Annotated in this window: 11 protein-coding genes; 4 read left to right on the plus strand and 7 right to left on the minus strand. The window is 37.3% G+C overall.

What is annotated here, in order from left to right; translation table 11 throughout:
- Nucleotides 1–10 precede the first annotated feature (10 nt).
- The 3 genes from B0X70_RS12615 (at nt 11) to B0X70_RS12625 (ending at nt 3,304) form a co-directional block, all read left to right on the plus strand.
- Nucleotides 11–778 carry a DeoR/GlpR family DNA-binding transcription regulator gene (locus B0X70_RS12615; RefSeq protein ID WP_036805631.1) on the plus strand — a complete coding sequence of 256 codons (768 nt, stop codon included), beginning with the start codon at nt 11–13 and terminating at the stop codon, nt 776–778.
- A 172-nt stretch (nt 779–950) separates the two neighbouring features.
- On the plus strand, nt 951–1,916 hold the full coding sequence (denD, locus tag B0X70_RS12620) for a D-erythronate dehydrogenase (RefSeq protein WP_040148742.1): 966 nt from the start codon (nt 951–953) through the stop codon (nt 1,914–1,916).
- 2 nt (nt 1,917–1,918) lie between these two features.
- A complete protein-coding gene (locus B0X70_RS12625) occupies nt 1,919–3,304 on the plus strand; it encodes a GntP family permease (RefSeq protein WP_217469483.1) in 1,386 nt (461 codons plus the stop codon).
- Between the two features lie 189 nt (nt 3,305–3,493).
- Here the strand turns inward: B0X70_RS12625 and B0X70_RS12630 are convergent, their stop codons facing one another.
- The gene (locus tag B0X70_RS12630) at nt 3,494–3,841 is read right to left on the minus strand and encodes a type II toxin-antitoxin system HicB family antitoxin (protein ID WP_040148744.1); all 348 of its coding nucleotides are present in this window, start codon (nt 3,839–3,841) and stop codon (nt 3,494–3,496) included.
- Between the two features lie 746 nt (nt 3,842–4,587).
- Here B0X70_RS12630 and B0X70_RS12635 point away from each other — a divergent pair.
- The gene (locus tag B0X70_RS12635) at nt 4,588–5,424 is read left to right on the plus strand and encodes a S1 family peptidase (protein WP_046396646.1); all 837 of its coding nucleotides are present in this window, start codon (nt 4,588–4,590) and stop codon (nt 5,422–5,424) included.
- 93 nt (nt 5,425–5,517) lie between these two features.
- On the opposite strand, the gene B0X70_RS12640 is transcribed toward B0X70_RS12635, so the two are convergent.
- The 6 genes from B0X70_RS12640 to B0X70_RS12665 form a co-directional block, all read right to left on the minus strand.
- The gene (locus B0X70_RS12640) at nt 5,518–6,468 is read right to left on the minus strand and encodes a YwqJ-related putative deaminase (protein ID WP_217469484.1); all 951 of its coding nucleotides are present in this window, start codon (nt 6,466–6,468) and stop codon (nt 5,518–5,520) included.
- A 312-nt stretch (nt 6,469–6,780) separates the two neighbouring features.
- Nucleotides 6,781–7,800: a cytotoxic necrotizing factor Rho-activating domain-containing protein gene (locus B0X70_RS12645; protein ID WP_217469485.1), complete on the minus strand. Its 1,020-nt coding sequence runs from the start codon at nt 7,798–7,800 to the stop codon at nt 6,781–6,783.
- Nucleotides 7,801–7,962: 162 nt separating this feature from the next.
- Nucleotides 7,963–8,862, minus strand: coding sequence for a protein-glutamine deamidase Cif (locus B0X70_RS12650; RefSeq protein WP_217469486.1), 900 nt, complete (start codon nt 8,860–8,862; stop codon nt 7,963–7,965).
- A gap of 149 nt (nt 8,863–9,011) precedes the next feature.
- Nucleotides 9,012–9,911 (minus strand): Pvc16 family protein, encoded by a 900-nt coding sequence (locus B0X70_RS12655; RefSeq protein ID WP_036781780.1) that lies wholly within the window; start codon nt 9,909–9,911, stop codon nt 9,012–9,014.
- A gap of 24 nt (nt 9,912–9,935) precedes the next feature.
- On the minus strand, nt 9,936–12,020 hold the full coding sequence (locus B0X70_RS12660; RefSeq protein WP_217469487.1) for an ATP-binding protein: 2,085 nt from the start codon (nt 12,018–12,020) through the stop codon (nt 9,936–9,938).
- A 9-nt stretch (nt 12,021–12,029) separates the two neighbouring features.
- A complete protein-coding gene (locus tag B0X70_RS12665) occupies nt 12,030–13,700 on the minus strand; it encodes a contractile injection system tape measure protein (protein ID WP_217469488.1) in 1,671 nt (556 codons plus the stop codon).
- Nucleotides 13,701–13,702: the final 2 nt, after the last annotated feature.

Genomic DNA, 13,702 nt, shown 5'->3' on the forward strand with positions numbered 1-13,702 from the left:
AGGAGAAAATATGCTTCCATCAGAGCGTAGAGACTTTATTTATCGTTACGTACATGAATATCAGACAATTTCCATCAGTGCACTGGTTAAACTGATGAATGTCTCACATATGACAGTACGGCGGGATATTCACACTCTGGAGGAGGAAGGAAAGGTCGTTAGCGTCAGTGGCGGCGTGCAACTTAGTGATGTTTTACGTCAGGAATTGCCCTGGAATGAAAAAGCCCGGCTTAATCATCGTCATAAGCGGGAAATTGGTCACTATGCGGTATCTATGGTTGAAGATGGACAAGTGGTCTATCTTGACGCCGGCACCACCACGTTTGAAATTGCCAGGGTTCTGGCTGAGCGTTTTAACCTCACTATCATCACGAACGATTTTTCCATTACCCAATACCTGATGAACAAACCCCAATTAAATCTGTTCCATACCGGGGGACAAGTAGATAAGAGAAATCATTCCTGTGTTGGCCCTATCGCCGCTATGTTGCTTCGCAACTTAAATGTGGATATTGCCTTTATTAGCACCAGCTCATGGGATCTGGAGCATGGAGTCTCCACGCCGCATGAAGAAAAAGTTTTAGTCAAACAAGCAGTATTGGAAATCGCCCGCCGACGTGTTTTGGTGTCTGATAGCAGTAAATATGGCAAATACGGCATGTTTCGCGTCTGCCCGCTTTCAAGTTTGGATGATATTGTCTGTGACAGCCAGCTTCCACCGAAAGTGCAGCAACAATTACGAGAACATAATCTGATATTGCATACCGTCAGCGTATAAGGATATACCCTATGGATTTCAAGATGCATCGCGACGGCCAGGGAGCGAATCCCCGGGAGAATAGAAAACTATGTGACCGGGGTGAGTGAGTGCGGCCAACAAAGAGCCAACTTGAAGGATAACGGGTATAAGAACCCTATATAACCAAAGCTATTAAACAAGGAGAGTCGCAATGAAAGTAATCATCACTGGTGGAGCCGGTTTTCTGGGTCAGCAACTAGCCAGCGCTTTACTAAACAACCATCAAACATTAAATTTCGACCAACTCATATTGACCGATATTCAATGTCCTGTATCACCGGTTAACGATCCCCGCGTTCAATGTCTGGCACTGGATTTAACTCAATCAGGAGCCGCGGAAAAGCTGATCGATGAAAACAGTGCGGTACTATTCCATCTCGCCGCCATTGTCAGTAGCCACGCTGAAAGCGATTTTGATCTCGGTTTGCAAGTTAACTTTGATGCTACTCGCAACTTATTAAACGTTGCACGGGTCAAAAATCCACAATTGAAATTTATTTTCACCAGCTCTTTGGCTGTATTCGGCGGAGAATTACCCGCAACCATTACCGAACAGTGTGCGGTTAATCCTCAATCATCCTATGGCGCACAGAAAGCCATGTGTGAATTGATGATTAACGACTACTCCCGCAAAGGATATGTCGATGGCCGAGTTCTCCGTCTACCGACAATCAGTATCCGTCCCGGGAAACCAAATAAAGCGGCATCCTCTTTTGCCAGTGCTATCATCCGTGAACCTCTGCACGGAGAAAGCAGCATCTGCCCAGTTTCCCGCGATCTTACTTTATGGCTTTCCAGCCCTGAAACCGTGATCCGCAACTTTATCCATGCGGTTCAAATTCCGGCGGAAAAATTTGGTCTTTCCCGTACAGTTAATTTACCGGGTATGAGTATCACGGTTCAGGGCATGATTGACGCACTGGCAGAAGTTGCCGGGCAGAAAACAGTGGAACTCATCCGCTTCGAACCAGACGAAAACATTAACCGTATTGTTGCCAGTTGGCCGGGTCACTTCGATATCAGCCGTGGCTTATCATTGGGTTTCCATGCTGATAATACTTTCAGTGATGCAATCCGTGCTTTTATCATCAATAACCTGTCCCAAACTGGAGGCTAATTATGGAACACTACATTCCGGTCATTGGTCTGGGTGTAGCCGTATTTACGTTGATCTTTCTGGTGCTACGTACCCGTGTTCATGCTTTATTAGCAATGCTCATCGCAGCGGCGATCGCCGGGCTATCTGGTGGCTTAACCGCAGCAAATACCATTGATGTTATGACTAAAGGTTTTGGCTCCACACTAGGCAGTATCGGCATTGTTATCGGTCTGGGGGTCATGATGGGACGAGTGCTGGAAGTTTCCGGCGCCGCGGAACAGATAGCCTACAGCTTTATCAAATGGTTAGGTAAAAAACGCGAAGAGTGGGCATTAGCGATCACCGGTTATATTGTCAGTATTCCGATTTTTGTCGACTCTGCCTTTGTTATTCTCTATCCACTGGCAAAAGCACTCGCGAAAAAGGGAAAACGTCATCTTCTAACGCTTGGCGTGGCGCTGGCCGGAGGATTGGTTGTTACCCACCACACTGTTCCGCCAACACCGGGGCCACTGGGGGTTGCCGGCATTTTTGGTGTAGATGTCGGCGCCATGATGTTAACCGGTATGGTTCTGGCGGTGCCTTGCGTTATTGGCATTGTATTTTATGCCAAATGGTTAGCAGTAAAATATCCTGAATTTCAACCCATTGATGAAGTAGAAGAAGCGCAAGATCTACAAACAATCCACCAACGCTACATGGAAGAAAAGGCGAACAAACCGCTACCGAGCCTATTTTTCTCCCTGTTGCCGATTATCGTTCCTATCGCTTTAATCTTCATTAAAGCCATTAATGGCCTGTTATTAAACACTGAAACTTTTACTGGACAAGAAAACAACTTCTATTTCCAATCATTTGATTTCCTTGGCGCACCAGTTATTGCCTTAGCCATCAGTGTATTGTTGGCGGTTTATACCTTGATGCCAAAAGTCAATAAACATGAAGTGATTGATCGTCTGGAAGAAGGTTTACAGGCTGCCGGTATTATTTTGTTGGTAACAGGAGCGGGCGGTGCGTTAGGTGCGGTACTGCGTGAAAGTGGTACCGGCACCATTCTAGCGCAATATATAGCCAACCTCTCCCTAACACCGGTATTGATTCCATTTATCATTGCGACACTGGTTCGCTTAATTCAAGGTTCCGGCACTGTGGCAATGATTACCGCTGCTTCTATTTCCGCGCCAATTATTAGTCAAATTCCGGGGATCAACATGCTGGTTGCCGCACAAGCAGCAACAATGGGCTCGTTATTCTTCGGTTATTTTAATGACAGCCTATTCTGGGTCGTTAACCGTATGATGGGAATCAAAGATGCCAAACAACAGATGATAGTTTGGTCAATACCAACCACTATTGCATGGGCAATTGGCTTATGTGGCGTCATCATTCTGGATCTGGTGTTATAAACACCAAATCATTAGCTAAATTACCATTTAGCCTCTTTAAAAATAAGAGGCTAATTAATACACTGATCATACTATAACCTATTATAAAATTTTATTTATCAATTATCGAGGTATCCATTTTCCAGTGCTTCTATTAGATCAAAGACCTAAGCCGATGGCTAGACCTTTGTCATTAATCCGATAAAGTTATTAAGACCCTACATGATGTTTACTGACTTCATTTTCTAGCGCTTGATTCACGAAAGCATTAACCGTCACATCTTCTTCAAGTGCTAATTCTGCAATTTTTCTATGCAATTCTGGATTAACTCTAACATTAAAAACCCCTTTGTATGGCACATCAGGGTTTTTATTTAATTCCTTGCAGTCTTGCAAATACAAATCAATTGAGATCTTAAATTCATTTTCCAATTCTGCAATTGTTTTGGCTTCATAAGTCACCAAATCGCGGATATATTCCAGTTTACCAAAAAGAGTATTGTTTTCCAGGTCAAATTCAATTGTACCTAAATAACCTTTATATTTTAAATATTTCATATCAACCCCACTTCTTTTAGAATCTGTTTCACCGCTTTTAATGTGCTACCTTTAATGTAATTTTCAGGATGAGGGCGGTGCATTAAAATTGTGTGAATCAATGATTCATTGAAGAATCGTACCTTTGAACCTTGCTTTTCTTGTTTCTCATAATTTAATAGACTTAATAACACAACAAGTTTAGACCATTCAAAAGTTTTTTGGCTATTAAGAAACTTTTTTATCAGTTTCTCCGCTTTACTTACATATTCGTCCTTTCTCTCAAGGATGTAACTAATGATAGTTACATAAATCAAGTAAATCAAGTTTCTTGTGCAACAAAATGGCATTAATATCCTTCAGATCGATTAAATGATACCATTACTATATATCTTCATAATATCATTCAATAAAATTGAAATATAATTTTAGATATTTAATATTTTTCTATTCTTCTTGACACTATTAATTTCAATAATATTTTTAATTACCAAAAATAAATCATGCATTTAATACAATCCAATTAAACAATAAGATATAAGATTATCCACACTTGCTTGTTAATAATATTAAAATAACCTTACCCATATTGTAAAACCCCAAGTCACTCAATAACAAACATTTATTTAATTCGATTTTAAATAATAAAAACCCATTAACTATAAATGAGGTATAAATATGCACATAATTGTTATTCTGCCAGGCCGTATTGATATAGTATATGATGGAATTTTATCTCTATCATCGTATTATACAAGGATTATATTATGAAAGAAAAATTGCTTTTCATTATGGCTTTTATCAGCACGCTCTCATTCTCATCGATGGCATATAGCGCCGAAGAAATAGAGATAATAAACGGTGAGCCTGCCGCATCGAATGAATTCCCATTCTATTCGGCACTTAATACAAAAGATGGAAACATTGAAGGGCATCATTGTGGCTCTATATTAATCAATAAACGTTGGGTTTTAACAGCAGCTCACTGTGTTGAAGATGATAATATTAAATCCACAATCTATGTAGGATTAGAAAGGTATAAACCGACACCAATATATAAAGATAAAGTTGATATTGAGAAAATAATTATTCATCCAAATTGGTTTACATCGCCAGAAAATACTCAATATAAAACGGGAACAAAAAAAGAAGCACGAAAACGAGGACAATATGATATAGCGTTAATTAAGCTCAACCGAGATACTCATAGTAACGCATTTGCCAAACTCAATGGAATAAACGAAAACATTGAACTACCCGTTGGTACAGAATTAACGGTTATTGGTTTTGGCAGGACGGAAAGCGTATTAACTCCAGATATATTAATGAAAACCAATGAACATATTCTTGATGATAAGAAATGTATCGAAGTCCCCCCAGGATATCCTGATACAAATTATGATCCCAAGATAAATATTTGTTCTGGCAATCCAAATGGCGGTGTCGGCGGCGGAGATTCAGGCGGGCCATTAATGGTTAAAACAAATAACAACGACTATTTAGTTTCTGGATTAGTCTCTCGGTCACTGTTAAAACCAGCAGAACAGTTTACTAAGGTCAGTTTTTTCAATAATTGGATACTCGAAACCATGAAAAATAATTAATTCCTATTAAACCAATCTTAGCATAAAAAGTTCAATAAGAAGCAAGTAATATGCCTGAGAAGTGAAATACTCAGGCATAAAAAAGATCTTATTTTATATTGGTGATTCTTGCGATTTTTTATATCGAGATAATGTTGATGAAAAATTACTTCCTGCACTTTGCACTTTTCCTGTAATAACATTGACCGGTGATGACAATATCCCCGAACAGTTATGGCAAGCAGCAAAATCATCTCCAGCTTGTTTTGTTGTCAACCGCTGAGTAAAAATAGATGATTGCAACATATCCCGCATATATTCCCCTATTTTCCGACTTCCAACAGCTTTCCCTTCCCTTTCATCTTCTAAAGTCAATAAATTATTCAGTGCTTGTACCTCTGCATGCAAACCCGCAATACCCGCCATCGTCGGTAATATATATTGATTATTAATAATATGATTTCTGATCAAAGATTCTATTACTGGATGCAAAGGATTTTCCTCACCATACATCTCTCTTATCCCTGAAATAAAGGCTTCAATATCAGTGATCTTATAAGCTTCGGCCTCATAACTTTGCCGTATTTTCCATTCTTCTCTATCTTTTACGATTGATAATTTCGGACGTTTCTTCAGGATAATACCCGGAAATAATCTTCCATCCGCTAAATTTCTATCATTATCCTTAAAATTAACAAATTCATCGTCATAATCACCATTATGCACATATCCTGCATGAGCAGCGAAATCTTGCAGAGATTTTTTTGAATAAATAAACTTTCCATTAGAGACACCTTTATTTTTTAAACCCGGTTTAGAGAACTTACGCTGCTTTGCAGGTTTCAACAGCCCAAACTCTTCCGAAGAACTGAGAATTAATTTCGTTTTTTCATGAAACTTACCAAATACAGAAGGCTGTTCCTTATTCTTACCCTTATCCTTATAAGCTGACATAACTGCTTCTACATCAGGTAATTCCAAATGTAATACATCCAACAATCTTTCATTTGAAGTTTTACTTTTACCAAATTTAACTGTTTTTTCGCAAATACCATTCTTGAACATTTTTAAGCTCTCTATAATGGCTGAACTTGTGATACCTGATATTATCATTATGACAAACTGACATTTAACTTATTAGAATTTAACTAAAAAATACTATTAATAACTTTCTCATTATCCACAACACATTACTTAATTTGGATATTATTTCATTGTTTATCAACATAACTATTTTATGCCAGACAACATTGTCATGCTTTTTGTCGAACTACAAAATAAATCAATCAATTCTGATAAATCAGATAGTAAAGAATATTGCTGGATAAATGAGAAAGATAATTTTAAATAAATAGGCTATTAAACAAACCTACTATATTATAACAACCGTTTTTTGAGTGAATTAATGACCTCAATAGTATTACCTTTCTTGCCGGGTGAAACAGTAGCATCTTCCGACAATACTTTGACATTCATCTTTCCTTTATCATCCCTAGCCAACAGAGCATAACTATAGCCAGCCCTAATAGCAGGTCTTTCAGGCTTCATTTCGTCATAGTTAAAAACGCCAACATTTTCTGCCGTATTATCAATCACAACGCCCGGTTTGCCCATATAGGTAATAACACTCTGATCATACTTTGCAAATATATTCACCAGATCGTTATTCTGTTCGCCAACCGTCATCGGCTCGCTGTCCGGCGAAAGGGCTTTATGGCTCTCATAAGTAGCAACAACACCCTGCCGACCTGTTTTCCATTCATTATCTCCGGGTCTCTGTCCCGTATGATAAGCAAAAAAATAGCCATCCTTCACGGCATATATCATAGTACAACCACTCAATGCGCCAGATGTAACAATAACCGGATGTCCCGCTTGAATATCCTTCAAAGCAATTCTAATCCCCACGGTTCCCGACGCGCCATTCACCACATTAATCCCGGTAATATTGGGGTCCAGCGTATTTTTTCCCCAATGCACTCCTATCGCTCCTGAACCCGATTCTGATGATGTAACTTGATCACCAAGAAATCCCATCACAACATCATGAAAAGGATTTTCCTGACGGGGAACGTTATTTCTCAAAGGTATTGCCTGTGCAAGTTCCCGATTACTGTCATAACGATGGGCCACGACAGGCACGTTAATTGGCGCCTCTTCACTCCCCACCAATAACCCTTTATTCCTCAACGGGGAAATATATCCCTTATTAAGGCTTCTATCCGCAAGAAATTGCTTCAATCCTTTGGTTTGCCTGCTTTTATAACCTTCCCCAGACTCACTTTCATTATTTAAAAGCTCAAGATGTCCACCAGAAGAACTTGATAATGGCGACTGCGTGGCACTATTTCTAGTACGTTGTGTGGATATTGTTTGAGGATTAGCATGTTTTAACATTAATAGGCCCACTCCACTATATTGGTTAAATTGGTTAAATTGGTTAAATTTATTACATCTAAGATTTTGATTTACCTAATATTATTTTCGCAATCCTAATATAAACATCTGAATAATACAATTCACTCTGGTTTACTAAATTTTCTATCATAATTATCAAGTTTAGTTATCAAGTTTAGATTTTAATTTTTCAATATTTTCATAAAAATCATTAACATCATATTCGGTTAAATAAATGTCCACGCCTTGATCTCTCTTCACTCTATCTAACTTAATATTAGATACATCTTTATGTATATCAAACGCCTCTGAAATTAACGCTCTCTTTTCATCGTCAGATAATAGATTAAATTCATGACTTAACAATATTTTTAGTTTATTAAGATTAACGGGATCTTTTCCTCTGGAATTTAACCAATCTGCTATTTTAAGGGGAGGCAATGCCCCTTCTCCTAAATCTGATTGATAGATATATCCCACTGTTTCCTGGTCATTGGATGGGAGATCAATTAAAAACATATGCCCTAGTCGACGATCATTAACCAATGCAACATAATTTTTTGCACTACTGAGTTGATCAACTCTTTCGGCAAATTCATTGCCATCTATTTTTCCTGTCTGGGCCGCTTTTACTGGATCAACAGCATGTTCCCCCTCAATCATCAATTTAAATATATTTTGGGCAGATAAACCACAAACTGGCTCAGTAGGATCATAAGGATTTACCCCAACTATTTCTTGATAGGATTCAACACCACCGAATTCAGAAACAATTTCATCAATTGCCTTAAATATAGTTGCCAAATCCCGATCAGTGATTTTATCCTGCCAATTATCATTCCAAAGTAATTTATTTCCTTTTGGATCATTATGTAATGCGATAATATCATCTATCAATTTTACGGCATTTATATTATGTTTTTTTAACTTTGATCTATCCTTTGTTCTCGATAAGCCAGTAGAAAGCCCTATATCCAGATGATTACCGGTTTCTATATTTTCACATGTTTTATCTTTTCCGGCACGAGTTTCAATTTTTTTTGCAAGGTCGCTGATTGGCATAATATTATCACCCAAGAGTTATAAGTAAGTAATATATAGGCTAAAACACTCCTAGCAACAAGATGTTTTTATATAAATCAATCAATAAAAATATTATTATCTTCTACTACTTACCATTTTATTATGGGTAATTAATTAAGTGATTATTTTTAAATGCTAATTAATTTATTAGAATCTACTTTATCAACAATAATACCTATGCCATTTATCTTAACAACCGCTTTACGGCTGCTTACCCATCTTGAAAGAATCTCCTTTATTTCAGAACAATAGATTGAAAAAGTAATGCCTGAAATCTCAAGAATAATTTTTTCATTTTCTTGCTTATCATTATTGTCTACAACCGATAAGACTGGTTTAGTTATTAGATTCACTTTAGTTAGCGCCAAACGCACATCTTCTGTACCACCTAAATCAGTACATAATTCTGCTAACAAAGCTTGGCTTATTTGTGAACTAGTAGGATTCAATTTTTGATTCACAGAATGGGAAATCTCCATAACTGGCTCTATTGTATCTTTAATATCTTGAAGTTCTACCGGTGCGGTAACTGAATATAATAGAGAGAGTCTTGGACGATTACCAAGAGCCTGCCAAAAATTACCCAAGCTATTTAAATTCTCCTGCGGCGGAATAACTCTGGTGTAAGCACCAGGAATTTTTGGTAATTGACGATGATTAATCAATGCGTTCAAAACAGAAGTCATTATTTTTGCGGCTTGATTATCAGGTTGGCTATCTGGGTTACTGCCATCAACTGAGGGTTTATTCGAATGCCAGTAAGTAATCAAATAATTATAATTAATATTGACCCACCCAGGTAACAATAAATTAGTTACAGGGTTATAACGCTTTGGTTCAGCAGAGCGTAATTGCAAATCTTCATGTACATCATAGAGAAATACACTTATTGTCGGCTTCGATGGAATCGAATTTATCTCCGGTAAATCAAAACGAATATCAATATTATTTAAATATTGAGATAGAATATCTTTTAATGCGTTATTAACTTCCACAATAGCATTATTAGGTTCAATGATATCTTTCATATCGACTCCAAATTTAATAAGTATTTAAAAAATCAGTCTGCCTGTTTTATTTAATTCGAGAATAACCGCCCGCTCTATATGTTGATGTTCAATTTTTTCACTATTATTTTCTACGGCTAATATTGATGCCAATAAGGCAATATTTCTAATATTAGCCCCAGTTAAATCAGCCCGTTTAGCCAAATGTGTAAAATCAATTTCGTCGGATAATTTCAATTGTTCAGGCCAGATGGTTTGCCACATTTTTTTACGTAATGTTTCGTCAGGATAAGTAAAATGGGTAATAAAGGTAAAACGGCGATTAAAAGCGCTATCCAGATGGCTACGATTATTCGTGGCTAAAATCACCAATCCCGGATAATCCTCCAACCGTTGTAACAAATAAGAAACTTCAATATTGGCATGTCTGTCCTGAGCATCTTTGGTTTCACTACGTTTGCCAAATAGTGCATCGGCTTCATCGAAAAACAGTACCCCGGAATCCGTCTCAGCCAGGTCGAAAATACGAGCAATATTTTTTTCCGTTTCACCAATATATTTATTCACCACGGTAGAAAGATCGACTTTAATCAAATCAACACCAAGATGCCCGGCAATCACTTCTGCGGCCATTGTTTTTCCCGTTCCCGATTCACCGTAAAATAGTGCGCTAATACCGGTACCATAGCCTATTTTCTCCTGAAAGCCAGCACTCAAAATCTGGTCACGGTAATTAATTGCCGCGATAATTTCTTTCAATTGTTGAGCTAATTCATCAGAAACTACTAAGTCATTAAAATTACGCGTTGGCGTTATTCGTTTAGCCAGTTTACCTAAGTTCTGTTGAGCACGGAAACTTAATGCTTTACGTAAGTCTATTTCCTCTAATTGACCATCCGGTTGCCGTAATATTTGATATCGATAAGCTTCTTTTAGAATTAATGGCAAGGTTTCTGCGGTAAATGAGAAACGCTGGCACAATTGAGCAATATTAATCCTCTGAGCGGTATTATCCGGTAAATATTCTTTCAACATAGACTCTTTATCCACCAGCGTAGCTAGCGGCATATTAATTTGCACTATTGGCAGATAATTAATCCATATTAATGTATCTCCCGGTTCTACTAAACAAACCACCCGTAACCTTGGTTGACTCAATAAAACGGATAATGCGTTATTCAATATTTTCTTTTCCTCTGCAAGCAAAGAAAAATTGCGAATTAATAAACAAGCATTATGTAACCGTGCTTCTCTCACTGCATCTGCTAACAAATTAACTATTACAGTTGAGTTCTCTTCCTCTGGTAATCGAGCTAAATTCAAGGTTAAAGTGCTGATTCTGTGAAACGCCATAATATTGCTGACCGCTAATTCTCTGGCATTGCCCTGTTTTCCCCTAAGTATCACCAGCGGACGAATTTCATCAGTTTCTTTCAATAATATCTTTTCAAATGAATGACACAGGGTTGGTGGATACCAAAGGCGTGAAACAGGATAATGCCAATAAGCACAAGTTATTAGAGGCGGCAAAATTACCTGTTGCCCTGATAAAAAATGCCAGGCGGCGCTGTGGGTTAAAAATTGCGTTTGTAACCAAATAGGTTCTTCGTGGTTATTGAGCCGTAATAATTGGTTATTGATTAACGGCGCGTGTGGTAAAAAACTGTTTTGCAGGAATTGCCAGTCACTTTGGCGTTGACTAAATAATTCAATTGCTAAAGCAAAATTAGGCCACTGTTTTTTACTGTTACCATTCAGAGCGGCAAATAATGCATGATAACGGCTGTCAAAATGTGGCAATAAACCGAGTAATAAAGCATCACGCTCAAATTCTGTGAGTTCAAAGCGTTCAACCAATAAAGACAATAAATCAGAGGTAAAGTGTTCTTCGGTTTTCGGATGAATAATAACGTCACCTTCCTCAAATAGCCAATGAGGAAAGCCCTGCGGTTGTAACAAATATTCCTCTACCTTATCCTCATTAAGTAAAAAACTCTCCGGTAATGAATCGTACCTTTCCCTCTTTTGATAATAGTAGCGCTGTAATAACAGATCGATACGTTCCAAATGGGGATAAATCCAATGTAATTCAGCTACCACATAGTGACTATTTTTAAGTAAAGAGTTCATATAAACCTTTTAAATATTTTGCCAGTCAATCTGTAAATGACGATTTAGCCAGGGAAGTTTAGCGATATTTAATGGCCACGGCCAGTCGGCTAATAACAGATCAAATGGCTGATGTTGTAGTGTAATTTTTATTTCCTGTTCATCTATCAGCAATTCACCCGGTCGTTGTAAAAACAGTTGGCGGGCATCATTTCGGCTCAGTTTTTTCCAGCCCGGAAGTTGAGCGATAATCGCATCCAACCATTGCTCTATTATCAACTGTTTTTCTGGCTCAACAGGGATTGGTGGCATCTCTTCATCAATCATTAATCCGCATAAAACTTTATTTAGGGTTTTTCTCTCTACCCGCCCCTCTTCATCTCCCCAAATAAGATAATCCAGGAAATCAACCGCCCTAAATTGAGCTTGCTGATGAATAAATTTTTTCTCCTCAAGTAGATTTAATTGATTAAATAAAGCGGGTAACATCGGCCATAGAATTAATATTCCAGCATTACTTACCTGATATGGAGAAGTTAAATCTGATTCAGAATATGGCCTGTTAATAGCCCGAGGTTGATTACAATTATTATCTTTAGGGCGCAAATTATCTGGTGTTGATAATATTGGTTGTTCTTGAGAAGTTTGATGCTGATTTAATTGTAATAAACTTTCTCGATGCTCTGTAGATAATTTCTGTAATAGCTCGGTAATCATTGAATTGACCGGATCTATTTGCTGTAAAGATTGTTCTCTAGAAGTTTGTGTTTCACAACCAAAACGATTGACTAAATTTCTATATTCCTGAATAGAGAGGTGTGTCTTACACAGTCTTGGAATCCATTCTATTTGCCAAATCGGCTTCAACCATTCATTTAATAAGGTATTTTCAGCGACTATATTCTGGCGAAATAACGTAATAATAGGCACAATATCAAGCATACTGCTATCAAATTCAGCCATGATATATGATATCACTTTCATATCTGGTTTGGGTATTTCCTGAATATTATGCCGCTGTATATATCCCAATCCATTCAATACCAATTGCCAAGAGGTAACTACTTTTCCTTGATGCTGAGATCTATCTATATTCTTCGATAATTTGCAATTAATCGCGGTTAATAAATCTGGTTGACTGATAGCTAAAAGCCGTTGCAAACCGTGCTCAGATAAGCAACTTTTTGCCAATAATAATGCTAAATTTTTCTCTATTCGCATTAATTGATTAATTAAAACTTTAATATTAACGTCAATATTTCTATTATCTGCTATTACTTTTTCAGAACTTAATTTAACCTCTTTTTGATATAAATACTGGATAAATCCCTCAATATCAGATAAATAATTACTATGTAATAAAGAGGATTTACCGGTATTCTGGGATATTATTGAATTTTCCGAAGTGGTTTTTTCCTTATTATTTTCGCGATATTGGCCCAAAGCTTTATTTAGTTCAGCATTAAGCCGAATAGGAAACAGAGAATTAAAACTGTTTGAATTAATCTCACCAAGATTCAGCGTTAATTTATCTAAATAGATATCCTGACTAGTCGCATGTTTATTAAAGTATAGATTAAGTAATTTACTTACACTGGTCTGATTAAGCATGGAATCATGTAATATTTTTTTAGCCACCCGTTGATTATTAGCTGAAATAGTAATGGTAATCCGATTTAACAGATTTGGCTCCGAAGTCATAT

Source organism: Photorhabdus akhurstii, from assembly GCF_019090985.1.
Lineage (GTDB): Bacteria > Pseudomonadota > Gammaproteobacteria > Enterobacterales > Enterobacteriaceae > Photorhabdus > Photorhabdus akhurstii.